Origin of the sequence: Shewanella sp. N2AIL, assembly GCF_022690845.1 — a bacterium.
GTDB classification, from domain to species: domain Bacteria; phylum Pseudomonadota; class Gammaproteobacteria; order Enterobacterales; family Shewanellaceae; genus Shewanella; species Shewanella baltica.
This window is the reverse complement of the sequence record NZ_JALBYT010000007.1, coordinates 1-25,758: the sequence shown is the minus strand read 5'-3', so window position 1 is coordinate 25,758 and position 25,758 is coordinate 1. Positions and strand designations below refer to the sequence as shown.

Annotated in this window: 23 protein-coding genes and 3 tRNA genes; 14 read left to right on the top strand and 12 right to left on the bottom strand. The window is 46.2% G+C overall.

The features are described from left to right. Positions 1-18 precede the first annotated feature (18 nt). The 3 genes from MO387_RS06130 to MO387_RS06120 all read right to left on the bottom strand — a co-directional run bounded on the left by MO387_RS06130 (position 19) and on the right by MO387_RS06120 (position 3,484). A complete protein-coding gene (locus MO387_RS06130; protein WP_107947479.1) occupies positions 19-1,368 on the bottom strand; it encodes an anti-phage deoxyguanosine triphosphatase in 1,350 nt (449 codons plus the stop codon). Between the two features lie 25 nt (positions 1,369-1,393). Continuing rightward, complete coding sequence (yfbR, locus tag MO387_RS06125) at positions 1,394-1,981, bottom strand: 5'-deoxynucleotidase (protein WP_006087181.1); 588 nt, start codon at positions 1,979-1,981, stop codon at positions 1,394-1,396. Positions 1,982-2,269: 288 nt separating this feature from the next. Then, positions 2,270-3,484: a pyridoxal phosphate-dependent aminotransferase gene (locus MO387_RS06120; protein WP_006081570.1), complete on the bottom strand. Its 1,215-nt coding sequence runs from the start codon at positions 3,482-3,484 to the stop codon at positions 2,270-2,272. A gap of 775 nt (positions 3,485-4,259) precedes the next feature. On the opposite strand from MO387_RS06120, the gene MO387_RS06115 reads away from it, so the two are divergent. Both MO387_RS06115 and MO387_RS06110 read left to right on the top strand, forming a co-directional pair. Continuing rightward, positions 4,260-5,642: a Na+/H+ antiporter NhaC family protein gene (locus MO387_RS06115; RefSeq protein WP_006081571.1), complete on the top strand. Its 1,383-nt coding sequence runs from the start codon at positions 4,260-4,262 to the stop codon at positions 5,640-5,642. 311 nt (positions 5,643-5,953) lie between these two features. Further along, positions 5,954-7,288, top strand: coding sequence for a glutamine synthetase family protein (locus MO387_RS06110; protein WP_107947481.1), 1,335 nt, complete (start codon positions 5,954-5,956; stop codon positions 7,286-7,288). 152 nt (positions 7,289-7,440) lie between these two features. Here MO387_RS06110 and efp read toward each other — a convergent pair whose 3' ends face one another. The 6 genes from efp to MO387_RS06080 all read right to left on the bottom strand — a co-directional run bounded on the left by efp (position 7,441) and on the right by MO387_RS06080 (position 11,276). Continuing rightward, complete coding sequence (efp, locus tag MO387_RS06105) at positions 7,441-8,001, bottom strand: elongation factor P (RefSeq protein WP_006081573.1); 561 nt, start codon at positions 7,999-8,001, stop codon at positions 7,441-7,443. Positions 8,002-8,046: 45 nt separating this feature from the next. Continuing rightward, on the bottom strand, positions 8,047-9,225 hold the full coding sequence (earP, locus tag MO387_RS06100; RefSeq protein WP_107947483.1) for an elongation factor P maturation arginine rhamnosyltransferase EarP: 1,179 nt from the start codon (positions 9,223-9,225) through the stop codon (positions 8,047-8,049). Between the two features lie 86 nt (positions 9,226-9,311). Continuing rightward, positions 9,312-9,839: a flavodoxin FldA gene (gene fldA, locus MO387_RS06095; RefSeq protein WP_006081576.1), complete on the bottom strand. Its 528-nt coding sequence runs from the start codon at positions 9,837-9,839 to the stop codon at positions 9,312-9,314. A gap of 54 nt (positions 9,840-9,893) precedes the next feature. Then, positions 9,894-10,166: a LexA regulated protein gene (gene ybfE / locus MO387_RS06090; RefSeq protein ID WP_006081577.1), complete on the bottom strand. Its 273-nt coding sequence runs from the start codon at positions 10,164-10,166 to the stop codon at positions 9,894-9,896. A gap of 10 nt (positions 10,167-10,176) precedes the next feature. Beyond that, complete coding sequence (locus MO387_RS06085) at positions 10,177-10,398, bottom strand: DUF2788 domain-containing protein (RefSeq protein ID WP_006081578.1); 222 nt, start codon at positions 10,396-10,398, stop codon at positions 10,177-10,179. 101 nt (positions 10,399-10,499) lie between these two features. After that, positions 10,500-11,276, bottom strand: coding sequence for an alpha/beta fold hydrolase (locus MO387_RS06080; RefSeq protein WP_107947485.1), 777 nt, complete (start codon positions 11,274-11,276; stop codon positions 10,500-10,502). A gap of 297 nt (positions 11,277-11,573) precedes the next feature. Between MO387_RS06080 and seqA the strand changes: the two genes are divergently transcribed. Together seqA and pgm are read left to right on the top strand one after the other, a co-directional pair. After that, positions 11,574-12,116: a replication initiation negative regulator SeqA gene (gene seqA / locus MO387_RS06075; RefSeq protein ID WP_107947487.1), complete on the top strand. Its 543-nt coding sequence runs from the start codon at positions 11,574-11,576 to the stop codon at positions 12,114-12,116. A gap of 82 nt (positions 12,117-12,198) precedes the next feature. Further along, complete coding sequence (pgm, locus tag MO387_RS06070) at positions 12,199-13,851, top strand: phosphoglucomutase (alpha-D-glucose-1,6-bisphosphate-dependent) (RefSeq protein WP_107947490.1); 1,653 nt, start codon at positions 12,199-12,201, stop codon at positions 13,849-13,851. 113 nt (positions 13,852-13,964) lie between these two features. On the opposite strand, the gene msrA is transcribed toward pgm, so the two are convergent. Beyond that, positions 13,965-14,444 carry a peptide-methionine (S)-S-oxide reductase MsrA gene (msrA, locus tag MO387_RS06065; protein WP_011839905.1) on the bottom strand — a complete coding sequence of 160 codons (480 nt, stop codon included), beginning with the start codon at positions 14,442-14,444 and terminating at the stop codon, positions 13,965-13,967. Between the two features lie 341 nt (positions 14,445-14,785). On the opposite strand from msrA, the gene astE reads away from it, so the two are divergent. The 5 genes from astE to nadA all read left to right on the top strand — a co-directional run bounded on the left by astE (position 14,786) and on the right by nadA (position 20,992). Then, a complete protein-coding gene (astE, locus tag MO387_RS06060) occupies positions 14,786-15,820 on the top strand; it encodes a succinylglutamate desuccinylase (RefSeq protein ID WP_107947492.1) in 1,035 nt (344 codons plus the stop codon). A 162-nt stretch (positions 15,821-15,982) separates the two neighbouring features. Continuing rightward, the gene (locus MO387_RS06055; RefSeq protein WP_107404477.1) at positions 15,983-17,161 is read left to right on the top strand and encodes a thiamine pyrophosphate-dependent dehydrogenase E1 component subunit alpha; all 1,179 of its coding nucleotides are present in this window, start codon (positions 15,983-15,985) and stop codon (positions 17,159-17,161) included. Between the two features lie 3 nt (positions 17,162-17,164). Beyond that, positions 17,165-18,142 (top strand): alpha-ketoacid dehydrogenase subunit beta, encoded by a 978-nt coding sequence (locus MO387_RS06050; RefSeq protein WP_107947494.1) that lies wholly within the window; start codon positions 17,165-17,167, stop codon positions 18,140-18,142. A gap of 9 nt (positions 18,143-18,151) precedes the next feature. Further along, positions 18,152-19,777, top strand: a complete 1,626-nt coding sequence (locus MO387_RS06045; protein WP_107947496.1) for a dihydrolipoyllysine-residue acetyltransferase — start codon at positions 18,152-18,154, stop codon at positions 19,775-19,777. Positions 19,778-19,909: 132 nt separating this feature from the next. Then, positions 19,910-20,992: a quinolinate synthase NadA gene (gene nadA, locus MO387_RS06040; RefSeq protein ID WP_006081589.1), complete on the top strand. Its 1,083-nt coding sequence runs from the start codon at positions 19,910-19,912 to the stop codon at positions 20,990-20,992. A gap of 164 nt (positions 20,993-21,156) precedes the next feature. On the opposite strand, the gene gap is transcribed toward nadA, so the two are convergent. Both gap and MO387_RS06030 read right to left on the bottom strand, forming a co-directional pair. Next, entirely contained in the window at positions 21,157-22,167 is a 1,011-nt protein-coding gene (gene gap / locus MO387_RS06035) for a type I glyceraldehyde-3-phosphate dehydrogenase (protein ID WP_006081590.1), read from the bottom strand. Between the two features lie 201 nt (positions 22,168-22,368). Beyond that, on the bottom strand, positions 22,369-23,268 hold the full coding sequence (locus MO387_RS06030; protein WP_107947498.1) for a DUF2989 domain-containing protein: 900 nt from the start codon (positions 23,266-23,268) through the stop codon (positions 22,369-22,371). A gap of 203 nt (positions 23,269-23,471) precedes the next feature. On the opposite strand from MO387_RS06030, the gene MO387_RS06025 reads away from it, so the two are divergent. The 5 genes from MO387_RS06025 to MO387_RS06005 form a co-directional block, all read left to right on the top strand. Continuing rightward, entirely contained in the window at positions 23,472-24,905 is a 1,434-nt protein-coding gene (locus MO387_RS06025) for a glyceraldehyde-3-phosphate dehydrogenase (RefSeq protein WP_107947500.1), read from the top strand. Positions 24,906-25,276: 371 nt separating this feature from the next. After that, a tRNA-Gly gene (locus tag MO387_RS06020) sits at positions 25,277-25,352 on the top strand. Between the two features lie 23 nt (positions 25,353-25,375). Next, a tRNA-Cys gene (locus MO387_RS06015) sits at positions 25,376-25,449 on the top strand. Between the two features lie 49 nt (positions 25,450-25,498). Further along, positions 25,499-25,585 (top strand) — tRNA-Leu (locus tag MO387_RS06010). An 87-nt stretch (positions 25,586-25,672) separates the two neighbouring features. After that, the coding region (locus MO387_RS06005) for a valyl-tRNA synthetase (protein WP_242326061.1) at positions 25,673-25,758 on the top strand (86 nt) is incomplete at its 3' end.

Below are 25,758 nucleotides of genomic sequence, written 5' to 3'. Positions count from 1 at the left end.
AGCGCAATGTCTGCTTGGCTACATTTCCTTGCTCAGTTCCACATTTGAGCCGGCTTTGGGGCTAAATAACTGTTGATACAGTCGCCCCGCGAACTCATCTGTCATCCCTGAAATATAGTCCGCTAAAATTCTGTGACTGTTTAAGCCTTGTTGCTCGCTTTCGCGCCAGCGCTCTTGGGTGTTCAGTGGCAGTAAACGCTCAGGATCGGAAGCGAAGGCTTCGAATAAGCCCATCACAATCTGCTGGCCTTTATATTCAAGCATTTGGATCTCAGGTTTACGGATCACATATTTATAAACCAGTTGCTTGAGCACATTGAGCGCAATGGCAAATTCGGGCTCTAAGGTCGCATTAAAGCGCAATAATGGTTCTTCAAACACATCATCTTCTGAGATAACAATCGCGGTGACAAAGCCATTAACGAGTGTGCCTATGGCATCTTTACGTAGGTGATGCTCATGGGAGAACAGCTTATTGCCAATATCGGCAAGCTCTTGTCGTATCCACGCATCGCCGCTGTTTGTGAGTGTCGGCGCCACATCTTGATGCCACTGCGATGCCGTGACTATGCCCATCACAATCGCATCTTCGAGATCGTGTACTGCATAGGCGATATCATCTGCCAGTTCCATTATCGAGCAATCGAAGGATTTAAACTGAGTGCGCAGATGCGGATAGTGGTGCAGGGCGGGGTGTGATCCTTGCTGCGTCGAGGTGAAACGACTGCGGTCTGCCTCAGATAACGGCTCAAGCACCCAAGCAAAAATGTCGTTATCATCATCGAAAATGCCCTTAACCGGCGGCCATTGTGACGGTTTGAGCTGTCTATGGTTGGTGATTTCGTTATGCTCGCCCGCGACAAATAGCTTCGAGTGCGGCGCGGGGTATTTCAAAATCCCGAGCATGGTACGCCGACACAAGTTCATCCCGAAATCTAACGTGTAGGGCTCAAGCTTAGAGAGAATTCGAAAAGTTTGGCCATTGCCTTCAAAGCCGCCGTGGTCGCGCATCATGTAATTCAATGCGACTTCGCCGCCGTGGCCGAAGGGAGGATGACCAATATCGTGGGCTAAACACAGTGACTCTAATAAGCTCATAGAGCAAAGCAGCTGCTTATGTTGTGGATATTTGCGTCTGAGCTGGGCGGCTATGCCGGTGCCAATTTGCGAGACTTCGAGTGAGTGGGTTAATCGAGTGCGATAGAAGTCATTCATGCCAACGCCGAGCACTTGGGTTTTGGCCTGCAGGCGGCGAAAGGCGGCGGAGTGGAGAATACGCGCTCTGTCTCTTTGGTAAGGGCTGCGGTGATCGTTACGCCGTTGTTTATCTTCACCATGACGGCGTTCTTGCCAAACACTTGAAGTCATATGCATTCCTAGCGAGAGTGGAAAATCAAAGCATCTTGTTAATTTCGTCTAAATTCAAGGTAAAACTTGGCACAAAGCAGCTCATAAAATACTGTACTGCGGGGTCCGGATTTGTCGCCAGCATGTCTTCGAGACGTTTACGGGCGGTATTGAATTCACTGTTGCCGGCGCGGTTTTCTTCAAGACATTTAAGATAGGCACACAGAGTATCTGCGGATTTCACTATGGTCTTGTAAACGGGATCGGCGTAATCGCTTATAAAGAGGCTACGATAATCCTCTTTAAATTCCTCAGGCACCATATCCAGCATGCGCTGCTCTGCAATCGCCTCAATCTTTTTATACTCGGCTTCAATTTCTTTATTGAAGTATTTCACCGGCGTCGGTAAGTCACCCGTGAGAATTTCACTGGCATCGTGAAAAATCGCCAGACTCGTGGCTTGATGGGGATCAAGCGTCGTGCCGAACTTTTTATTACTGATGATGACAAGTGCATGGGCCACCATGGCAACTTGCAGCGAGTGTTCTTGAACATTTTCAGTGCGAACGTTGTACATCAAAGGCCAGCGTTGGATAAGTTTCATTCGAGCTAAATGGGCAAATAAGTGACTCATAGTTTTCCTGTTAATTCGAGGGCCAGCGTTGGATAAGCGTCATTCGTGTTCTAAAAACGGCACATAAATGACTCTTAGTTTGCCTACTAATGAGTGAGTAGAAAGGCGACAAGCTGCATTGGAAGACGTGACACGCGTTGAATAAGCAGTATTGACGCTAATGAAGTCTTAGATTATCACAGCCTTGGGTGACACGTGAGTATGAGCGTGGAGGATTTGTCGAAATCGCTAAAAATAAAGCGACCACTAGGATCGCTTTATGACTCAAACCGTTAACTAAGGCTAAATCTACTGTCGATAGTTTTCGAGGAAGGCCCCAAACTCAGTAAATGCTTTTTTCAGATCTTCTTTATAGGGTAAGAAAACCACTCGTAAATGGTCGGGCTCAGGCCAATTAAAGGCGGTGCCGTGCACTAACAAAATTTTCTTTTCTCTGAGTAAATCCAGCACTAAGCGCTCATCATCCCGCAGATTGAATTTCTTCATATCCAGTTTCGGAAAGGCATAGAGTGCGCCCTTAGGCTTTTTCACGCTGACGCCTGGGATTTGATTCAACAGCTCGTAACAGGCATCCCGTTGAACTGTCAGGCGACCTTTAGGTAATATCAGCTCGTTAATACTTTGATAGCCACCGAGCGCGGTTTGAATCGCATGTTGATTGGGCACGTTTGCACATAGGCGCATCGAGGACAGCATTTCTAAACCTTCGATATAGCTCTTCGCTGCTTTAAGATTACCAGACAACATCATCCAACCGACGCGAAAGCCCGCTGCGCGATAAGCCTTTGATAGACCATTGAAGGTAACAGTTAAAATATCGTCCGACAGGCCAGCCGCAGGAACATGCTTGGCTTCGTCATACAAAATTTTGTCGTAAATTTCATCGGCAAATAAAATCAAACTGTGTTCACGGCAAAGCTCAACCACTTGCAGCAGTAATTCTTTGCTGTAAACCGCGCCCGTAGGATTGTTCGGGTTGATCAGCACAATACCGCGGGTACGCGATGAAATCTTGCTTTTAATGTCGTTGAGATCGGGGAACCAGTCCGCTTCTTCATCGCAACGATAATGCACCGCTTTACCGCCAGCGAGATTGGCCGCCGCCGTCCACAGTGGATAGTCAGGTGAGGGGATTAAAATTTCATCATCGGTGTTAAGCAGACCTTGCATCGCCATCATAATGAGTTCTGAGACGCCGTTGCCTATATAGATATCTTCGATATCGACACCAAAAATCCCTTGGGCTTGATAATGCTGCACTATGGCCTTGCGGGCAGAGAATAATCCTTTTGACTCACAGTAGCCTTGGGCACTGGGTAAATTAAGGATCACATCGCGCACAATTTCTTCAGGCGCTTCGAAACCGAAGGGTGCCGGATTACCAATGTTAAGTTTGAGGATCCGATGACCCTCGTCTTCTAAACGTCTGGCTTCCTTGTGCACTGGGCCGCGGATGTCATAGCAAACGCTATCCAGCTTGTTGGATTTGATGATAGGGCGCATTTACACCTCGGAACATGCATAAAGTTTTGGCTTAAGTTAGCGCACCATAACGAAATTTCACTGTAGATGAAAGGGGGGAACTGCACAGAATGGGACTTTTTTTATAAAAACTGCTTAGTTAAATATGCTTTAACAGTCAATTAATGAAATAAGAACAAGTTTTATATTCTGATTTTTATATTATTTAAAGAGCGTTAGACTGTCGATGGTGGTAAATAAAACCTGCTTTACGTGTTTTTTAGATGTAAGAAGAAAATAATCACGCTTAACAGAAATGCATTTTCAGTGGTTGACGGTTATTTCGTTTCCTTTGTTCGTCCTATAAATCTTAGTCGGGGAAAATTGTATTTTAGCAAAAGCTTAATGATTGATTTTTAATTACAGTTCCTCGATAAGATCAACTTATGCAAACTGTATATGACCTTGTGATAAATAGGCATATTTATTGAATGCTTATTAAGCTAATAGGATCATTAACGGTTTCGTTGCGATTGAGTTAAAATGCTTTAAATTTAAAGTGTTATGTTGGTTTTGTCTGCGACCGTTAAAATTATTTTCTATCAAGTTAAATTTATAGTTGACTCAATATTCGATGCGCTTTATTTTCTGCGCGATGTTTTTGGCAAGGCACCTCAGATAGCAAGCAATTAGCGGGTTTTATCTTCAGGGTTAGTCATCATGAAGCAGCTGTGTTGACGTTCTGAATCATATTGATTTCAGACGTTATTCTAAAACCATTTGCCTTTTAGGCGATTTATTTAGAGGACCTAAGTGCATGTCTGAACCGACAGCGTTAAGTCTCATCCCACCTTTGGTGGTATTGGTGTTAGCTATTTGGTTACGCCGTCCCATTTTATCTCTGATCATAGGTGCGGTAACCGGTTTCCTGTTACTCGATCCCAGTCAAGTCTTAAACAATTTTGCCAGTGTGTCATTGAAGGTCATGGCCGATGAAACCATAGGTTGGTTGATTCTGGTGTGTGGCGGTTTTGGTGCGCTGATTGCGCTTTTGGTCCGCACCGGCGGCGCTTTAGCGTTCGGCCGTAATGCACTGAGATTTGCTAAGGGACCCAAATCTTCCCTGTTGATGACGTTTATTCTTGGGATCGTGATTTTTATTGATGATTATCTCAATGCGCTGACCGTGGGTGAAACCATGAAGCGTGTAACGGATAAATTTAAAGTGTCCCGTGAGATGCTCGCCTATGTTGTGGATTCCACTGCCGCGCCTGTGTGCGTGTTAGTGCCATTATCGACTTGGGCAGTATTCTTTGGTGGGTTATTGGTCGATAACGGTGTTGCGGCCGAAGGTCAGGGCATTGCTGTCTACATGCAAGCGATTCCTTACATGCTTTACGCTTGGTTAGCCGTGGCTATGGTGCTACTTGTGGTACTTGGCATAGTGCCTGCCATTGGTCCGATGAAAACTGCGCAGCTGCGCGCCGCCCAAGGCGAGCCAGCAGAAGCCCAGGTGGATTTCGACCAAGTGCAAACCTCGGATGAATATGCGGTTAAAGCCATAGAAGAGGAATTTAAGCACGCCGATAATCATGGCAAGCTGCATAACTTTTTAGTGCCGATTGGTTTGTTAGTGGCTTTTACCGTGTACTTTGATATCGACGTGTGGAAAGGCTTGCTGGCGACTTTAGTCATCACTATCCCTTATTATGCTGTGCAGCGTTTGATGCCGTTATCCGAGATGATGGACCAGATGATTGATGGCTTTAAGAGCATGTTACCGGCGATTAGCACTGTGATTGCGGCATTTGTGTTTAAGGACGTATGCGATCAGTTATTACTGCCGCAGTACGTGATTGAATCCTTAAGCCCGTTTATGACACCTAAATTGCTGCCTGCTGTGGTGTTTTTATCCATGGCGATCCTCGCGTTTGCGACGGGTTCGAGCTGGGGCATTTTTGCGGTGACCATTCCTATCGTGATGCCATTAGCGCAATCGGTGGGCGCGGATATCCCATTAGTGATTGGTGCCTTGTTGTCGGCATCATCATTTGGTAGCCAAGCGTGCTTCTACTCAGATTCAACCGTATTGGCCGCCCAAGGCTCTGGTTGTAACTTAGTGAGCCACGCAGTGACTCAGTTACCTTATGCGCTGATCGCCGCTGTACTGGCGTTTATCGGCTTTATAGTGATTGCGTAAACTAAGTCACAATAGAATTAGTCACTGTTAGAATAAGAAACCAGCTGCGGCTGGTTTTTTTATATCTGCCGTCATTGGGTTCGGCGGTTAAAGTTGGTAAAAGGCGAGTGGAGAGTGGCTAGGCTTGAACTAGGATAACCGTGATTACACTCTTAAATGAAGACGCTCAGCTGGTGTCAAATTATATTTTACGGAATTGTCATTTATATTTTACAAATTTCATCGTCGCCATGTAGCTTTTCAAATCAAAGCCTGATTATACTTTGCATCCTTCATGGTGTTATTTTCAACATTAGTGGCAAATGAATCAAATGGACTCAACCCTTCTTACTGCGTTTTTCCAGCACGGCACAATACGTGATGTCGAATGTTTATTCCCTGATATCTCAGGCTATCCAAGGGGGAAGCTCATGCCAGCCCGAAGCTTTGCTCAGGGTGCTGAGTTACGTATTGCCCAAGCGATTTCGATGCAGGCGATTACCGGTGAGTATTCCTACGATCCAATTTTCCCCGATGCTGATCCTGATCTGTTACTCGTCCCCGATTACAGCACCCTAAAAATGATCCCGTGGAGCACAGTGCCGCGCGCATTTGCCATCCATGACTGTGTGTTGCTCGATGGCAATTTATGCCCATTTGCGCCGCGTTCTATTTTAAAAAATGTGTTGGCCCGTTACCAAGCCCTTGGGTTAACGCCCGTGGTGGCCCCTGAGATTGAGTTTTATCTGACTGAAGCCAATACCGATCCGAGTGTGCCGTATCAGGCGCCCATTTCAAAAAGTGGCCGAGCTGAAAACGGTCAATCTGCGTTTAGCATGAATATGCTCAATGAACTCGCGCCATTTTGGGATGAGTTTAATGCCGCCATCGATGCGATTGGGATCAAAGGTGATACTTGGATCCATGAGATGGGGCTATCGCAATATGAAATTAACTTAGTGCATGGCGATCCGTTGGCTCTTGCAGATCAAGCCTTTATGTTTAAATATGCGGCGAAAGAAATTGCCATTAAACATGGCTTGAATGCAATTTTTATGGCGAAACCCATAGCGGGCCAACCCGGCAGTTCTATGCATTTACATCAAAGTGTCGTCGATGATAAAGGCAACAATATTTTCAGCCATGCTGATGGTAGTGACAGCGAACGTTTTCACCATTACATCGGCGGATTACAGAAATATCTACCTGATTTAATGTTGTTATTCGCACCTAATATCAATTCATTCCGACGTTACATTTCCGGTAGCCAAGCGCCGATTAATTTAAGCTGGGGCGTCGATAATCGCACAACAGGTTTACGAGTGCCATTGAGTGCGCCGGTGGCGAGACGGGTAGAGAATCGCATTGCGGGCGCCGATGCTAATCCGTATCTGATGATTGCCGCATCTTTGGCTGCGGGTCTTGCGGGAATGGAAGAAAGACTCGCACCCAGCGCGCCAGAAACCGGTAGTGCTTATGAGAGCAGCCATGACTTAGCGCAGACATTTCTCGCTGCATTAACGCAAATGCGCCAAAGTGATTCGGCAAGGCGCTTACTCGGGGATGATTTTGTCACGGGTTTTGTGTCGGTGAAGGAGATTGAGTTTCAAAGTTATTTGAGTGAGATAGGTGCTTGGGAGCGACGTTTCTTAGGGCCGCAATGCTAGTGCTTATTTGCTGAAGGGATGTTGCTGGATAACGTCTTATTTCCTTGAGTGACTCGACATAAATACATCCCACAAATCACGCGACTAAAAAACAGCAACAAAAAAGCCAGTGCAAGCACTGGCTTTTCTTCGACTGGAAACGAGAAGGGCGATTAAACGCGCTTCTTGAATTCGCCAGTACGAGTATCGATTTCAATCTTGTCGCCAACTTTCACGAAGTCAGCAACAGTAACAGTGCCGCCGCCAGTGATAGTTGCTGGCTTCATCACTTTACCTGAAGTATCGCCACGAGCTGAAGGCTCAGTGTAGATCACTTCACGTACGATAGTGGTTGGCATTTCAACAGAGATAGCTTTGCCATCGTAGAAAGTCACTTGGCAAGTTTCTTCCATACCGTCAACGATATAAGCCGCTGCATCACCTAAGTTTTCAGCTTCTACGTCGTATTGGTTATATTCTGCATCCATGAATACAAACATAGGATCAGCAAAGTAAGAATAAGTACAATCAAGACGATCTAGGATGATGTCTTCTAACTTATCTTCACCTTTGAAAGTCGTTTCAGTACCAGAGTTAAGCAGTAAGTTTTTCAACTTTAACTTAACGATAGCAGCGTTACGGCCAGAACGAGTTGTTTCAGTTTTCTGCACAACCCATGGGCTGCCATCTAACATGATCACGTTACCAGGACGGATTTCATGAGCAGTTTTCATTACACTATTTCCTATATTTAGATTTTTCTGTTTTCGCGCAGTATCTTAGCTGTTTTTAACGAACTGAACTAGTCGAGTAGCGAGATCTGCAGCATTTAATGCATTAATTGGCCATTGTTTAGCATGGTGCAACAAGGGCAAATTAACAGGATTAAGGTTTTGCCAGTGAAGGCTCACGGCAGATTGCTGTGCTTGGTTAAACGCAAGATTCAATTCAGACCAATAACAAGCAATTTTAGGTGGCAGATTATCGCAGTAAAGTTTGAGAAAAGCTTCTAATTTTACGAGGTGATAATCATCTTCTTGGGGATAAATGTGCCAAATGAAGGGTTTTGCGGCCCATTGGGCGCGTAAAAAGGAATCTTCACCGCGGACGATATTAAAATCGCAGCTCCAGAGCAGACGATCAAACCCCTGTTGGTCTGTCATGGGTAAAATATGCAGGGTTAAATTGCCATGATTTATCTGCTGACCCGGCACTAGCGCGGCAATATCACAGGGCAGTAAATGCGTCAGACTGTTTAAGCTGCGACCCTTGGGAATTAACGCATGAATTTTCTCGGCCGATTGCTGCCATAACTCGCATAATGCCGGCAGTGCCTCGGTCTCATAGCTAAAGATGCTAATCACAGTATCTTTAGCCTCAATCCCCTTAAGACCTAGCTGACTAAAAAGCTGTAATTTGTTAGCTGAGTTAGCTTGCCAAGCATCGCGCTCGGCAAACAAATCTTGCTCGCAGATGAGCCCACCGGTTTTTGCGCCAAAGCCAGGGAAGTAAAAATACTTCTTTAAACCATTGGTTTGTAATGAAGGCAAACCATGGCAGCCTTCGACCCAATCCTCAGCGCTTAAATATTCTAAATTCAACCAGATAGGCACAGATTCGGGGTCGTTCTGATGTAAATAAACTAGCTGTTCTTTTACCTGTTCGGGTAATTCACAGGCAAAGGCTTCGATGAGTACTTCCCCAGCGACAAACTCTATAGGTAAAGGCTTAGTCCAATGACTAATATTCACACCATTGAAGCTTTGAACGGCTTTTAGTGGATCGAGTGTCGGTAAGATATGCGAGAAGCTTGCGAGGTCGTCGACCCACAAATTAACGGGAACGTGGTACTCATTAGCCATTTGTTTGGCTAAACGCCAAGTGACGCCAATATCGCCGTAGTTATCGACGACGGTGCAAAAGATATCCCAATGAGTGCAGCGGGGTGTGTTGGTCATGAGTGTGGTATGTCGTTATTCTTAGTCAGAAATATAAGCATAAAAAAAGCGGCGTTAAGGCCGCTTTAATCGAATGGTTAGCCCAATTAGTCTTCTAATTCAGCTAAGCACATTTCTTCGTAAATTTGCTTAACCCAAGCATCGACACGTTCTTCGGTCAGCTCTGGCTGACGATCTTCATCGATACCTAAACCAATAAAGTGGTCGTCATCAACTTGACCTTTAGAGGCTTCGAAGTTGTAGCTTGCAGTTGGCCAGTGGCCGATGATGATACCACCACGCGCCTGAACGATATCGCCAACCATACCCATGGCATCAAGGAAATACTCAGCGTAGTCTTCTTGATCACCACAACCAAAAATAGCGACAAGTTTGTCAGTAAAATCAATTTGCTCTAATTCAGGGAAGAAATCATCCCAGTCACATTGAGCTTCGCCGTAATACCAGGTCGGGATGCCGAACAGCAGCAAGTCATACTCTGCAATCTGTTCTTTGGTACTTTTGGCGATATCTTTCACCTCAACCATTTTTTTACCCAGTTTTTTCTGGATCATCTTGGCTACGGCTTCGGTGTTACCTGTGTCGCTACCGAAAAAAAGACCTACAGTTGCCATTGTCTATCCTTTAATGTCTAGTTCACTTATTACGTTAATCTTGCTGGTACTCGTTCAGCACTCAACTTGTTGCTGAAGAATTAATTCGATTAACTGGCTACGGCTGATGTTACTGGCCAATGCCTGCTCATTCAAGGCGTCATACAAATCTTGTGACACCTTTAACTCTATTCGCTTTAATCCGTTGGCTTTATCGCGCTGGATTTGATTGCGTTTGTTGACCTTAAGCTGCTGGCTACGGGACAAAGGATTACTTCGTGGGCGGCCCCGGCGCTTTTCATTGGCAAAAAGGTCAATGGTGGTTCTGTCTGTCGCTTCTTTTGCCATGTTCTTATTGTTAACCGATCCCTGAGCCTTCCCAAGTGATCTGGATAATACCTTTTACAATAAACCCGGCGCAGCCGAGAAATAACACTAACCAAACAATAAATCGACCAAATTTCGGCACGTTACCTTGTTTAAGCACATCGTGGATGGCCATGCCGATAAAGAAAAATATCGAGGCAAAAAACAGGTTCAGGCCGATGGTTTCAATTTGTTCCATGTACTGAGATAACATACTTTCTTAGTCCTCGAGAGTGTTCTAAGGCCAAAAGAGGCGCGAATATATCACATCAAGATGGCGGCTGCCATATGCTTTAGGTCGAGTTTGCTGCTGATTTACATTGCTTGTTTGTCAATAAATTCAGACACAATCCGGTTGAAGATGGCGGGTTTCTGTGCATGTAACCAATGACCACAGCCTTCGAGAGTTTTCGCCTGCGCCGCAGGGAATTGCGCCATGATAGCGCTTCTGTGCTCACTCGTGACATAATTTGAGTCACCACCACGAATAAATAGACTTGGTCCGCTATAGCTTTGTACTGGATTTGGCGCTTGATTGTGCCAACCAATAATGTTTGGGTAACAAGTCTTTAGACCACTTAAGTTCAGCTTCCAACGAAAACCCGTATCGGTACGTTGCAGGTTTTTGAGTAAAAACTGCGCCGTGGCTTCGTCGATACATTTGTCTATTAAGTGGTTAAGGGCAAAGCGTCTGTCGGTATGACCTTCTAAGGGCAGACTTTCTAATGCGGCAAAAACTAAGTCATGTCTTGGCTCATAGGCGACGGGGGCAATATCTGCTGCCACCATGCTGATAATGCGCTCTGGATGAGCTAACGCTGTCGCCATGGCGATTTTACCGCCCATGGAGTGACCCACAATATGGGCGCGTTCAATAGCCAGTTCGTCGAGTAATGCAACCATGGCTGTGGCGAGGCGAGGGTAATCCATCTCATCCCAATGCTCACTTAAACCATGATTGGGCACATCGACACGAATAACCTGATACTGGCTTTCTAATACTTGCCCTAGGCCTTTGAGGTTATCTAGGTTGCCGAACAAGCCGTGGATCAAGAGTACTGCGGGTCCTTGGCCTGTAGAAACAAAGTTCATGGTGATTCCTGTTGAATATGTTTAGCTTAACGTGGCGCGAATTGTGCCCTTAATGCCGTTGGCTTGACAAGTCAGTTGCTACTTTGGCGTGTATGCAGCGATGAACTTGGGCGCTTTTTCGGCAATTGTCGATTATCTGCTAGTTTGCTGTGCTATTTCACGCATTTTTAGAATAATGGCGCTTTATCAGATTGATAGACATGGATACACTGGTAACCGATCGCAATGATCTGCCCCGATCGCTGTGATACACTTTTTTCGGTTAAGCCTGTCGAATAACAAAGGATAATTAAGGTTATGAAATATATCGAAGTTGATGAAGAGCTCTATCGTCATATTGCCAGCAAAACAGAACGTATTGGTGAGAGCGCCTCTGACATTCTTCGTCGATTACTCGGCCTGTCCGTCGATGCGGTCGAACCACCTCAGCCTTTGGCGATAAGCCAACCAAGTTTAGAGGCTGAACCAATTCAAGCTGCCGTAGTGCAAACTGCACCTGCTGTGAATGATTTTAGTCGTTTAGTCGATGAACATCTGTTATCGCAACAAAAAGGAGCGGTAGGGCGTTTTTTGTTTTTGCTCGAAAGTTTGTATCAATTAGCCCCAGAGCAATTCTCACAAATTTTGCAGATCCAAGGGCGCGATCGTTTGTATTTTGCCCGTTCGAAAGAGCAATTACTGGAAGCGAGTGCTTCGGCGAATCCTAAAGAAATCGGTACCAGTGGTTTCTGGGTGACGAGCAACAACAATACCGCCAAGAAACGCACTATTTTATCCGAAGTCTTAGTGCAATTTGGTTGTGATGCAACGGTTGCTGCGGGCATTGCCGAGCGCGTTTAATCCGCGGGTGAGCCATTTAATCAGCTATTGATCTAAGTTTAACCATTGTTTTTAATTGTAATTAAGTGCAGGAGAGCCATAGGTGGCAATACATCAAAGGGCAGGACAAATCGCTAATCAGACGGATCTGGTCAATATTCCAAAACTGATGAGCCATTATTACAGCATCACGCCAAATATGGATGACGTACAACAACGCGTCACCTTTGGCACTTCTGGGCACAGAGGCTGCGCTTTTAATGGCAGTTTTAACCAACAACACATTTGGGCGATTACCCAAGCTGTGGTGGATTATCGCCAATCGGTGAATATCAATGGGCCGTTGATCCTCGGGATTGACACCCATGCGTTATCCTACGCCGCTTATTTATCGGCCATTGAAGTGTTGGCGGCAAATAAAGTCACAGTGCACATCCAGCAGAATGATGGTTTCACGCCAACACCTGTGGTGTCCCATGGGGTGATTTGCGCCAATCGCGAAGCAAATATCACTGGTGCGGCACTGTCCGATGGTTTGATTATCACGCCTTCCCATAATCCGCCTCAAGATGGCGGGATCAAATACAATCCACCCCATGGCGGACCAGCCGAAGGAAATATCACGGCTTGGATTGAGTCGCGGGCCAATGATTACTTGCGCCAAGCGTTAGCTGGCGTGCAAAAATTAGCGTATGCCGAAGCGCTGGCTTCAGGCTATGTCTACGCCATTGATTTGATCACTCCCTATGTGGCTGATTTAGAAAATGTTATCGACATGCAGGCGATTGCCAACGCTAAGCTGCGTATCGGCGTTGACCCGCTCGGTGGTTCAGGGATTTTCTACTGGGCACCGATTGCCGCGCGTTATGGGCTCGATATCACCTTAGTCAATGATAAAGTTGACCCAAGCTTTAGCTTTATGCCGCTGGATAAAGACGGCAAAATCCGCATGGATTGCTCGTCTCCCTATGCGATGGCAGGGTTACTCGCCCATAAAGAATCCTTTGATTTATGCCTTGGTAACGATCCTGACTATGACCGTCACGGCATTGTCTGCCCTGGTACCGGCTTGATGGACCCTAATCACTACCTTGCGGTCGCTATCGATTATTTACTGACACACAGACCGGATTGGAGCGATACCTTAGCCATAGGTAAAACCTTAGTCTCGAGTGCACTTATCGATAAAATCTGTGCTTTCCATGGCAAAAAATTACTCGAAGTGCCTGTGGGCTTTAAGTGGTTTGTCGATGGTTTAGCCGAAGCCACCATCGCCTTTGGCGGTGAAGAGAGTGCTGGCGCGGCATTTTTACGCCGTGATGGCACTACGTGGTGCACGGATAAAGACGGCTTTATTCTAGGGTTACTTGCCGCAGAAATTCTTGCGGTGACAGGTAAAACTCCAGGTCAACGCCATCAAGAGCTAGTAGAACAATTTGGCCAAAGTTTCTATAAGCGTATCGATAGCCCAATCAGTCTTGAAAACAAGGCCAAATTTGCGTTATTGAATGCAGAAACCTTAAATGCCACTGTGCTTGCGGGTGAGGTAATCGAAAACGTGTTAACCCATGCGCCGGGCAATAATGCGGCCATTGGTGGCATCAAAGTGACTACGGCGAATGGTTGGTTTGCCGCGCGTCCATCGGGCACGGAAGCGTTATTTAAGATCTACGGCGAGAGTTTTATCAGTGAGCAGCATTTAGCTGAAATTATCAAAGATGCACAGGCATTAATTGATAAGGCGCTGAACGCTTAATGCAGCATTAAGTTTATAAAGTATCAAAAACAAACGCACTCAGATTTGAGTGCGTTTTTGTTTGTGTCTAATGTCAGTTATTAGTAGTTGATCTCATGCTGATTTGACCGTATTTAGTACTCGATATGACAACTCGGTAAGTTATTCTTATCGATGTAATTTTGGTGATATTCCTCTGCCACATGGAACTGTTGCAATGGCACAATTTCAGTCACGATATGGCGTAATCCCCAACGCCCCGAGCGGGCGAAGGCGAGTTTAGATGTTTCAGCCGCGGCTTTTTGTTCACGGTCATGGAAGAAAATCGTGCTGCGATATTGAGTGCCTATATCTCCACCTTGCATGTTCAGGCTGGTTGGATTGTGGTTTTTCCAAAACACGTCAAGTAAGTCTTCATAACTGACCAGGGCAGGGTCAAACTCCACTTGTACCACTTCGGCGTGGCCCGTTTTGCCTTTTTTGACTTCTTCATAGGTGGTCGCGCTATTATTGCCGCCCATGTAACCGCAGGTGGCATTCGATACGCCATTCACTTGTCTAAAAAAATACTCTACGCCCCAGAAACAGCCGGCACCAAAGGTTGCTAACGCCATAATTAAATCCAATAGAAGTCTAGATGGCTAAGGATTGTGATAAAACTCGCGCGCAAAAGCAAGCCTCTAGCAGGAATATTTATGCTGGACGATTTTTCGATAAGGTGATGGGAAATTTACACTCGGCATAGCAAAGCGCCGCGTTGATCTTATTCCGTTCAAAACTGGGTCCTATGGCGATAAATGTCTGAGAACAGCATTAAAAACATGTGTTAGTATTGAAGCCGTTTTTTAGGTGCGAGTGAGACTAACCGCGATGAGATAAATGCTTAAGTGGTTATTACTGCCTGTACTTATGCTATTGCGCCAATACTGTTACACATCATTATAAGGAGAATTCTGTGTTACAAGCTCTGTTAGATTCAAAGGATTTTTTAGCGCTCACCTTAGCCCATCCTGAACAGTTCGATGGCGAATTTTCATTTAACTTAGGCGATCATACTCAAGTGGATGTGTGGGATACCGGTGTTATTGTTTTCGAACCAGTAAAGAATGAAGGAAAAGATATTGTGCTTTCCTGCGGTGTTCACGGTAACGAGACCGCGCCCATTGAACTCTGCAATAGCTTAATTAAACAACTTCTACAGCAAAAGATCATCGCAAAGCAGCGCACTTTATTTCTCATTGGTAACCCATTAGCGATTAATAACGGCACGCGGATTATTGACGAAAACATGAATCGTCTATTTAGTGGTGAGCATTCCAATCCACCAGGGTTAGTGAACCCTGAGCGAGTACGCGCGAAAAAACTCGAAGCCTATGTCGATCGTTTTTATACTACGGTTGCCGATGGACGTCAGCGCATCCATTATGATTTGCACACGGCGATGCGCGCCTCGAAGCATGAAAAGTTCGCTATCTATCCCTATCGTCCAGGGCGCGCCTTTAGCGGCGAGCAAATTATGTTTTTAGCCGCAAGCGGCGTCGATACAGTACTTTTCCACCACGAACCGACCACGACCTTCAGCTATTTTTCTTCTGAACGTTACGGCGCTGATGCCTTTACCATTGAGCTTGGTAAAGTGTATCCCATGGGGCAGAACGACATGACGCGTTTTATCGCCACCCATGAAATGTTCATGCGCTTGATCACCGCTAAGCCGTTGGAGCTAGATGCATTTGATGCCGATAAGGTCAACTTGTACCAAGTGTGCCGCGTTATCAATAAACATTTCGATGATTTTGAATTTACTTTCGCCACCGATGTCGAAAACTTCAGATCTTTCCCGAAGGGCTTTGTATTAGCGCGGGAAGGTGGGCAAGACATTAAAGTGGAACATGAGTTTGAGTCTGTCGTGTTCCCTAATGCCAAAGTGCCTATTGGCAATCGCACTGTGATTTGCCTGATCCCTGCGGTGAATGCGGACGTGCGTTAGGCTTGTAAAGCAATATATACATGCGAGGCAGGGATAACTTGTGGTTTGAGCTATGCCAATGGTTGATAGGTAGTTTACGTTAACGTAATGTTCGTCGGGCATATTCGTATAAACAGACGCATCAAAACGCTTTGGTGCGTAATGAGATAACAAGAGCACAATATGAGCAAAGCAACACTCAACACTGATACAGTGCACCGTGTCGGCTTCTTGGATAAGGCATCGCTACACATTCCTATCCTTCGAATTCTACAAGCCGACGGCACCACTTATGAAACCGCGGTTTTGCCTGTGATAGATGAAACCTTAGCCACTAAAATTTACGATACCTGTGTATTCACTCGGGTACTCGATGAACGTATGTTAGGTGCCCAGCGTCAAGGGCGCATCAGCTTCTATATGACCTGTACGGGTGAAGAAGCGGCGATTGTCGGCAGTGTGGCCGCTCTCGATCAAGAAGACGTTATCCTCGCGCAATACCGTGAGCATGCGGCGTTGCGTTATCGCGGCTTTACCACTGAACAGTTTATGAATCAGATGTTCAGTAACGAGAAAGATCTTGGTAAAGGTCGCCAAATGCCAATTCACTACGGCAGTGCGGCATTGCATTATCAAACGATCTCTTCACCCCTTGCGACACAAATCCCGCAGGCGACGGGTGTGGGCTACAGCTTAAAAATGCAAGGTAAGCGCAAAGTCGCGGTTTGTTATTTTGGCGAAGGCGCTGCATCGGAAGGGGATTTTCATGCTGGCCTAAACATGGCCGCGGTACTGAAATGCCCAGTGATTTTCTTCTGCCGTAACAATGGCTACGCCATTTCAACCCCAACCGAAGAGCAGTTTGCCGGTAACGGTATTGCGAGTCGCGGTGTGGGTTATGGCATGCACACTATTCGTGTTGACGGCAATGACATGCTGGCCGTGTTAGCCGCAACGCAGCAAGCTCGCGCCTATGCGATTGAGCATAATGCGCCTGTGCTGATTGAAGCCATGACTTACCGTCTCGGCGCGCATTCATCATCAGACGATCCATCTGGTTATCGCTCGAAAGATGAAGAAGCCAAGTGGCAGCAACACGATCCGGTTAAACGCTTCAAATTATGGCTTATCAACAAAGGTTGGTTAGCTGAAGCGGATGATGTGAAACTGCATGAGAAATATCGTGAAGAAGTATTGGCTGCGGTAAAAGTGGCTGAAAAAATTCCTGTGCCTATGCTGGATGAAATTATTGAAGATGTGTACGACAAGCCTACGCCAGTGCTGAGAAAGCAACTCGCCGATCTTAAAGAACATATCAAGAAATATCCGCAAGCCTATCCAAAAAGTGCAGGGAGACTATAAGCCGTGGCTGAAATGAATATGTTACAGGCCGTCAATGAGGCCTTGTCGATCGCCATGCAAGCCGATGAGCGCATGGTGGTTTTTGGTGAAGATGTGGGTCACTTTGGCGGGGTATTTCGCGCCACTTCCGGTCTTCAAGAAAAATTCGGTCGCGATCGCTGCTTTAATACCCCGCTGACAGAGCAAGGTATTGCGGGTTTTGCCAATGGTTTAGCCTCAAATGGCATGACTGCTGTGGCTGAAATCCAATTCGCCGATTATATCTTTCCGGCGTTCGATCAAATCGTCAACGAGTCGGCCAAGTTCCGTTACCGCAGCGGCAATGAATTCGATGTCGGTGGGTTAGTGTTCCGTACGCCCTATGGCGGCGGCATCGCTGGCGGCCATTATCACTCTCAATCACCCGAAGCTTATTTTACCCAGACACCGGGATTAAAAGTGGTGGTGCCACGTAACCCCGAGCAAGCCAAAGGCCTGCTGCTGGCGTCAATTCGTGACAAAAACCCAGTGATCTTTTTTGAGCCTAAGCGTTTGTATCGCGCATCGGTTGGCGAAGTGCCAACGGGCGATTATGAAATTGAACTGGGCAAGGCTGAAGTGGTTCGCGAAGGTAAAGATATCACCTTAGTGGCGTGGGGCGCGCAAATGGAAATCCTTGAAAAAGCCGCCGACATGGCCGCTAAAGAAGGGATCTCCTGCGAAATTATTGATTTACGCACCTTGTCACCCTGGGATATCGATACCGTTGCCGATTCAGTCAAAAAGACAGGACGTTTGCTGGTTAACCATGAAGCGCCATTAACTGGTGGTTTTGCCGGTGAAATTGCCGCGACAATCCAGCAAGAATGCTTCTTGTATCTAGAGTCGCCCATCAGCCGCGTTTGTGGTTTAGATACCCCGTACCCACTCATTCATGAAAAAGAATATATGCCTGATGTGTTCAAAACGTTTGAAGCCATCAAAGCATCAGTGACCTTCTAGGAGTCCGGTATGATTAAAGATTTTATTTTGCCGGATATTGGCGAAGGTGTAGTGGAATGTGAATTGGTTGAATGGTTGGTCAAAGAAGGCGACACAGTCGTTGAAGATCAGCCGATTGCCGATGTCATGACAGACAAAGCCTTAGTGCAAATCCCTGCGCCATTTGCGGGCGTGGTCACTAAGCTGTATTACGCCAAGGGCGATATTGCGAAAGTGCATGCGCCGCTCTATGCCGTACAAATTGAAGGTGCCGTTGAAATCGCAGGTGAATCTGTTGCGGATGAACCTACTGCTGCGACGACTGTAAAAGTGACTGAGCCTGTGGTGGCAACAACTGCCAATACGTCATCCAGTTCATCCGTCAGCATTGAAGAATTCTTACTACCGGATATCGGCGAAGGTATTGTTGAATGTGAACTCGTCGAATGGCTAGTGAGCGAAGGTGATTGGGTTGAGGAAGATAAACCGATTGCCGACGTGATGACAGATAAAGCGCTGGTGCAAATTCCTGCCATTAAAGCGGGTAAAATTGCCAAACTGCATTATCGCAAAGGTCAGCTAGCTAAAGTGCATGCGCCTTTATTTGCCATTGAAGTTGAACAGGTGACTTCTGCACCTGCGGCGACAACAAACACTGATACTGTGGCCAATGCGGCACCAGCAGCGCAGATTGTGAGTGCAGAGCCTGCTCGTCAAGGTAAAGCCTTAGCCAGCCCTGCGGTTCGCCGGATGGCGCGGTCGTTAGATATCGATTTGAGCCAAGTACCTGGCACAGGAAAGCACGGCCGTGTGTACAAGGAAGACATCACTCGTTTCCAACAAGGCGCGAGCAATGTTTCTGCTCCAAGTACGACTCAGGTAAAAGAGGCGCCAGTTCAAGCGACGCAAGCATCTCAAACCCAAGTCCAAACATCTACAGTGACTCAACGCGCTGACACGGTTGAGCCTATTCGCGGCGTAAAAGCTGTGATGGCACGCATGATGGTTGAGTCGGTGTCGAGCATTCCGCACTTTACCTATTGCGAAGAGTTTGATTTAACAGACTTAGTCGCACTGCGTGAAAGCATGAAAGTGAAGTATTCATCCGATGAAGTGAAGCTGACCATGATGCCTTTCTTCATGAAGTCGATGTCACTCGCGTTAAGTCAGTTCCCTGTGATGAATAGCCAAGTGAATGCTGATTGCACTGAGTTGACCTACAAGGCGCGCCACAATATCGGCATGGCGGTGGATTCTAAAGTCGGTCTTTTGGTGCCCAACATCAAAGATGTGCAGGACAAGAGCATTTTAGAAGTGGCGGCAGAAATCACCCGTCTGACCCAAGCAGCCCGCAGTGGCCGCGTGGCGCCAGCGGATCTGAAAGACGGCACGATTTCAATCTCTAACATTGGCGCCTTAGGTGGCACAGTGGCAACGCCTATTATCAACAAACCTGAGGTGGCAATTGTGGCCTTAGGTAAGTTGCAAACCCTACCGCGCTTTAACGCGAAAGGGGAAGTCGAAGCTCGCCAAATCATGCAAGTGAGCTGGTCAGGCGACCACAGAGTGATCGATGGTGGCATCATTGCTCGCTTCTGTAATCTGTGGAAACAATATCTTGAGCAGCCGCAAGAGATGTTATTAGCGATGCGCTAAGCCGCTGGCATGAATAACTGACACTAAAAGGACGCTAAAAGCGTCCTTTTTTATTTGCTTTGCACAAATGGGTTAATCTTTTGATCCCAATTACGTATAATTCCCGGACGTAGTTATCCTGATGGATGTGTTATGAGTCAGTTTGCCCCCAGCCCATTTGCTCCAACAATAGAAACCATTGATTACCCGTTTCCGCCTAAGCCAGTTCCTTTGTCCGATGCGCAAAAAGCCGATTATAAGGCGCGTATCAAACAACTGCTCATTGAAAAAGATGCCGTTCTGGTTGCCCACTATTATACCGATCCTGAAATCCAAGCCCTTGCCGAAGAAACCGGCGGCTGCGTTTCAGACTCTTTAGAAATGGCACGCTTTGGCCGCGATCACCCAGCAAAAACCTTAATCGTTGCTGGGGTCAAGTTTATGGGCGAAACCGCCAAGATTTTAAGCCCAGAAAAAACCATTTTAATGCCGACATTAGAAGCCACTTGTTCATTGGACTTAGGTTGTCCAATCGATAAGTTCAGTGCTTTTTGCGATGCGCACCCAGATCATACTGTGGTGGTTTACGCCAATACTTCGGCTGCCGTTAAAGCGCGCGCCGACTGGGTGGTGACCTCCAGTATTGCCCTCGAAATCGTTGAGCACTTAGACAGCGAAGGTAAAAAGATCATTTGGGGACCAGACCGTCATTTGGGCAGCTATATTGCTAAACAGACGGGCGCAGAAATGTTGATGTGGCAGGGCGATTGTATCGTTCACGACGAGTTTAAATCGAACGCGCTGCGCGATATGAAAAGCGTTTATCCCGATGCAGCTATCCTTGTGCACCCAGAGTCGCCAGCCAGTGTGGTGGCAATGGCCGATGCCGTTGGCTCGACCAGTCAGTTGATTAAAGCGGCGCAGACAATGCCGAATGAGCGCTTTATCGTGGCAACCGATCGCGGCATCTTCTATAAAATGCAGCAGGCGGCGCCAGGTAAAATCTTAATCGAAGCGCCAACAGGCGGTAACGGTGCAACCTGTAAGAGCTGTGCCCACTGTCCTTGGATGGCGATGAACGGTCTACAGGCCATTGAAGCGTCACTCGCCGACAGCGATAAAACCACCCATGAGATTTTTGTGGATGAAGACTTAAGAGTTAAAGCGCTGATCCCGCTGACGCGCATGCTGGATTTTGCCAAGACACTGAATATGAAAGTGAAGGGTAATGCCTAAGCCCGTTCTTTAGCTTTTTCTCCGTTTGATAAAAATCCCCGCCATAGAGTGGGGATTTTTTATGTCTGTTGTTTTTATTAAAACTAAGGCAATAAAAAGCCCCGCAAAATGCGAGGCTTGATTGAGTAACGCGAGATCTAGTGACTAGATTACTTCACGCTTACTTACTTGGCGTTCATCAGTGCAACCGCGTTATCTAACATACGGTTACTGAATCCCCACTCGTTATCATACCAAGACATCACTTTCACTAAACGACCGTTCACACGGGTTTGAGTGGCGTCAAAGTTTGAAGAGAACGCATTGTGGTTAAAGTCGATAGAAACCAATGGCTCTTTATTTACCGCTAACACTTCGCTCAATGGCGCAACGCTGGCAGCACGTTCAATAATGGCATTCACTTCTTCAACTGTCGTATCACGGGCAGCGATGAAAGATAAATCCACCAGTGATACGTTAACTGTAGGTACACGAACCGCTAAACCGTCGAATTTACCTTGTAATTCAGGTACAACCAAACCTACAGCTGCTGCTGCGCCAGTTTTAGTTGGGATCATTGACAGTGCTGCAGCACGAGCACGACGTAAATCTGTGTGGTATACGTCAGATAAACGTTGATCGTTGGTATAAGCGTGAATCGTGGTCATCAAGCCTGATTCGATACCAATCTCGTCATTTAACGGCTTAGCAAAAGGCGCTAAACAGTTAGTTGTACAAGAAGCATTTGAAATCACTGTCATGTCTGACGTCAGCACGTTGTTGTTCACACCGTAAACAACAGTGGCATCGACGTTTTTGCCTGGAGCAGAAATAATGACTTTCTTCGCACCAGCGGTTAAATGCGGTTGAACGGTTTCTTTAGAAGTGAAGATACCAGTACATTCGAAAACCACGTCTACTTGCAACTCAGCCCATGGCAGTTTTGCAGGATCACGTTCTTGGAAAGTGAGGATCTTGTCGCCATTCACATAAATAGCTTCGGCATCATGGTCAACTTTGGCATTGAAACGACCGTGAACAGAATCGTATTTTGTCAGGTGAGCGTTGATTGAAGCGTCGCCTAAATCATTAATAGCGACAATCTTGATTGGATAAGCTTTTTCGCTTTCGTACAAGGCGCGTAATACGTTTCTACCGATACGGCCATAGCCATTTATTGCTACACGGATAGTCATCTCATATCCCTCTGGTGATTATAAAATTCAACTGGTAGTAAAATTACCAAACTGACAGCTATCGTCAAGTTAAATCGGCATTTTACCGCTGTCTTGATTAACAAATTAGGTATTTTTTTTACATCGGTCGCGAAATCGCCATTTTTTACGCGTTAATTGGGTAAAAAATTACAAGATGGCAAACATTTTGCCATCGATTGCTTAGTCTGTTTTTTCGACAGGCGCAGGCGGCACAGCCTCGGTTGTAGTTGGCGCTTGGTCAACCGCTTGAGGATCAAGCCATTGTCTTACTGGACTCTGAGAATAAGTCCCGTTTTTTAGCGCATCGATAAGGGCTTGGGCTTTTAAATCGAGTTCAGTCGCCAGCGTTTTATTGCCACCGAGCAAGGCTAGCATTTTTTCCTCTGAATACTTCTGCTGCGTAAGTAGTAAATTTGCCTTCGTCAGCATATAGGCTTTATCGAATACCTGTTGCTGGCGATAGGCTGATGCGAGCCCAAGTAACCAGTTAACGTCGAAATCATCGTATTGGATGTCTGCAAAGACTTTAAGATAGAGTTGTTGCGCTTTGATGGCATTTCGATTGCTGTAATAGGTGGCAACTTGGGCAAGTAAGAAAGAGTCAGTCACTTCGCCGGCGCTTTCATGTTCTAACAATCGATTTAGCGCTGCGGTATCGCCAAAGCGTGTCCATTGGTAATAGGACATGAAAGGATCTTGTCGCTCGCGGGTTTGATCTTGGAGCAAGCTTAAATTCTGGGTGCTTAATCTAAAAGCTCTGGCTCTATCAGCGGTGCGATTGGTGTGGATGATATGCTGCACGCCAGAGGCGAGTTCAATACAACGGCTGTAATCCTCAAGGTAGGTCAATTGCAGGTAGAGTTGTTTGCCTGTGGGGTTTTCGTTGTATTTTAATTCGTAGCGGTTCTGGATAAGTTTGGTTTTTTCGGCCAAACACCAGCCATCCTTATGCAAATCGGCACAAATTTCAGGATTATTTTTACAAATTGCTGAGATATTTCGGTCATTATCACAACCGAAAAGACCAAAAAGGCTCATCCCTAAGGTAAATGATGTAATTATTACTAGATTTTGTCTCAAAACACTCTCCAAACGATAATTTATCTAATAAAATTACAGATTTACATAAAATATCTTACTGGCAACAAAGCGCGACTTTCATTACAATGGCGCCGACCAAAACAGGGTTTTCCCTAAAACCCGCATTAGATTATTGGTCTTTTCGTCATGTTACTCAAACCTTTCAGTACATTTTATTGAAAAGTGAGATAAAGGATCTGTAAATGAGCGCTGATAAACACCTACAAAGTTGGCAAGAACGTTTTGAAATGGCAGAGGCGATGCAGCCTTTGTTAGGCAAGTTGTACCGTAACCAAGGCGTTGAAGTCGTGGTCTACGGCAAGCCGTTACTCAATGCTTCTACGATTGAAATCATTAAAGCGCACCGTTTAGTTCGTCGTCATGTCGGTGAAAAATTACGTTTACGCGAGAGTTTCCCCTTCGTTCAAGCTTTGAGCAAACTCGCAGTTAAACAATGTAAAGTGGATATTGGTAAGCTTGCAGTCAATTACTGGCGCGATCACACCGATGTCAGCGAAATTGAAAACTATATGGCAAAAGAGTTGGCCGATGCCATCGACCATGCTGATGATATCGCGCCGCGTGATGTCGTGCTTTATGGTTTTGGCCGTATCGGTCGCTTATTAGCACGCCTGCTGATTGAACGCACAGGCCGCAGCAATAAGTTAAGATTACGCGCTATCGTATTACGTGGCGGTAAGAAAGGTGATTTAGAGAAACGTGCCAGTTTATTGCGCCGTGACTCAGTCCATGGGCCTTTCAATGGCTCTGTGGAAGTTGACGAAGAGAACAATGCCATCATCGCCAATGGTACCTATATCCAAGTGATTTACGCGAACTCGCCTGACGAAGTGGATTACACTAAATACGATATCAGCGATGCACTCGTTGTTGATAACACAGGTATTTGGAAAGATGAAGCAGGTCTTGGTTTACACCTTAAGAGCCCAGGCGCGAGCAAAGTGTTGCTTACAGCTCCTGCAAAAGGCGCAATCAAGAACATAGTTTACGGTGTGAATGAAGGCGACATTACCCCAGAAGACATTATCGTTTCAGCGGCAAGCTGTACGACCAATGCCATTACGCCGGTACTGAAAGCCGTGAATGATAAATATGGTATTGAGAATGGTCACGTTGAGACGATTCACTCTTATACCAACGATCAAAACTTGATTGATAACTATCACACCGCTGACCGCCGTGGCCGCAGTGCACCATTAAACATGGTAATCACTGAAACAGGCGCCGCTAAAGCCGTTGCTAAAGCACTGCCAGTGTTAGCGGGCAAGTTAACCGGTAACGCGATTCGTGTGCCAACGCCGAACGTCTCTATGGCCATCATCAGCATGAACTTGAATGCTGAAACCAGTAAAGATGAGCTGAACGAGTACCTGAAAGATACGGCGCTGCAATCACCGCTACAAAATCAAATCGATTACACCGACTCTACTGAGATTGTATCGAGCGATTTAGTGGGTTCTCGCTACGCGGGCGTGATTGATTCACAAGCGACTATCGCAGAAGGCAAGCGTGCCATTCTTTATGTATGGTATGACAACGAGTTTGGTTATAGCTGCCAAGTGGTTGGCGTAATGCAAACTATGTTAGGTTTAACGACGCTATCTCTACCAGCATAAGTTAGCTGCGTAAATCACCGGAGTAAGTTATGCGGAGTCTTGAAAACTGCGCATAATCTTCACATAAAGCGCCCAGCAGGGCGCTTTTTTTTTCTATACTCAGGCAATTTAATTGAGTTCGACTCAATCCTCACAATCAACCACAGCTTTTCTGCCTCACTTAATCATCTGCCGTATCGGCAAAAAAGCCTAAATTGATGAAGGAAACATCAACTTCGCGGACTTGTGGCGCTTTATTGGGCAAATGATGCGGCCTAGATCATTTTTTAAAAATTGTTGATTGACTCTGAGGTCTAAATCGGTAGAATGCCAATCCGCAGTCAGGGGAAAGCATGCCTAGCATGGCTTCTAATGATTAAGCTCAATGATAGGCGACATTAGCTCAGTTGGTAGAGCGATACCTTGCCAAGGTATAGGTCATCGGTTCGAACCCGATATGTCGCTCCAAATCTAATAAATTTGGCAGTATGGGCGCGATGGCAGAATGGCTATGCTGCGGATTGCAAATCCGTCGATCTCGGTTCGACTCCGGGTCGCGCCTCCAAAGATAAAGATATTAATGACATGATTCCCGTCGTTAATATGAAGAGTTTGCCCGAGTGGTGGAATCGGTAGACACAAGGGATTTAAAATCCCTCGCTGGTAACAGCGTGCCAGTTCAAGTCTGGCCTCGGGTACCAAAAAACAGAAAAGCCCTGACTCACGTCAGGGCTTTTTTGCTTTATCTGTCCCGTCCTGAAATACGTTGACATAAAGAGGACTTCTTTATGACAACATCAATTAACTCAAGCCGTAAGCGCACACAACGAGATTACACCTTAGCCTTTAAATTACGCGTTGTAGAGCGTGTTGA

Bases quoted from the DNA above. Each gene is read 5' to 3' on its own strand.
- MO387_RS06025 (WP_107947500.1), top strand. From the start codon at position 23,472: ATGAGCGCTGATAAACACCTACAAAGTTGGCAAGAACGTTTTGAAATG.
- efp (WP_006081573.1), bottom strand. From the start codon at position 8,001: ATGAAAACTGCTCATGAAATCCGTCCTGGTAACGTGATCATGTTAGAT.
- ybfE (WP_006081577.1), bottom strand. From the start codon at position 10,166: ATGGCAAAAGAAGCGACAGACAGAACCACCATTGACCTTTTTGCCAAT.
- MO387_RS06080 (WP_107947485.1), bottom strand. From the start codon at position 11,276: ATGAACTTTGTTTCTACAGGCCAAGGACCCGCAGTACTCTTGATCCAC.
- MO387_RS06115 (WP_006081571.1), top strand. From the start codon at position 4,260: ATGTCTGAACCGACAGCGTTAAGTCTCATCCCACCTTTGGTGGTATTG.
- MO387_RS06045 (WP_107947496.1), top strand. From the start codon at position 18,152: ATGATTAAAGATTTTATTTTGCCGGATATTGGCGAAGGTGTAGTGGAA.
- gap (WP_006081590.1), bottom strand. From the start codon at position 22,167: ATGACTATCCGTGTAGCAATAAATGGCTATGGCCGTATCGGTAGAAAC.
- msrA (WP_011839905.1), bottom strand. From the start codon at position 14,444: ATGGCGTTAGCAACCTTTGGTGCCGGCTGTTTCTGGGGCGTAGAGTAT.
- yfbR (WP_006087181.1), bottom strand. From the start codon at position 1,981: ATGAGTCACTTATTTGCCCATTTAGCTCGAATGAAACTTATCCAACGC.
- MO387_RS06110 (WP_107947481.1), top strand. From the start codon at position 5,954: ATGGACTCAACCCTTCTTACTGCGTTTTTCCAGCACGGCACAATACGT.
- MO387_RS06120 (WP_006081570.1), bottom strand. From the start codon at position 3,484: ATGCGCCCTATCATCAAATCCAACAAGCTGGATAGCGTTTGCTATGAC.
- nadA (WP_006081589.1), top strand. From the start codon at position 19,910: ATGAGTCAGTTTGCCCCCAGCCCATTTGCTCCAACAATAGAAACCATT.
- MO387_RS06055 (WP_107404477.1), top strand. From the start codon at position 15,983: ATGAGCAAAGCAACACTCAACACTGATACAGTGCACCGTGTCGGCTTC.
- seqA (WP_107947487.1), top strand. From the start codon at position 11,574: ATGAAATATATCGAAGTTGATGAAGAGCTCTATCGTCATATTGCCAGC.
- earP (WP_107947483.1), bottom strand. From the start codon at position 9,225: ATGACCAACACACCCCGCTGCACTCATTGGGATATCTTTTGCACCGTC.
- fldA (WP_006081576.1), bottom strand. From the start codon at position 9,839: ATGGCAACTGTAGGTCTTTTTTTCGGTAGCGACACAGGTAACACCGAA.
- MO387_RS06130 (WP_107947479.1), bottom strand. From the start codon at position 1,368: ATGACTTCAAGTGTTTGGCAAGAACGCCGTCATGGTGAAGATAAACAA.
- MO387_RS06085 (WP_006081578.1), bottom strand. From the start codon at position 10,398: ATGTTATCTCAGTACATGGAACAAATTGAAACCATCGGCCTGAACCTG.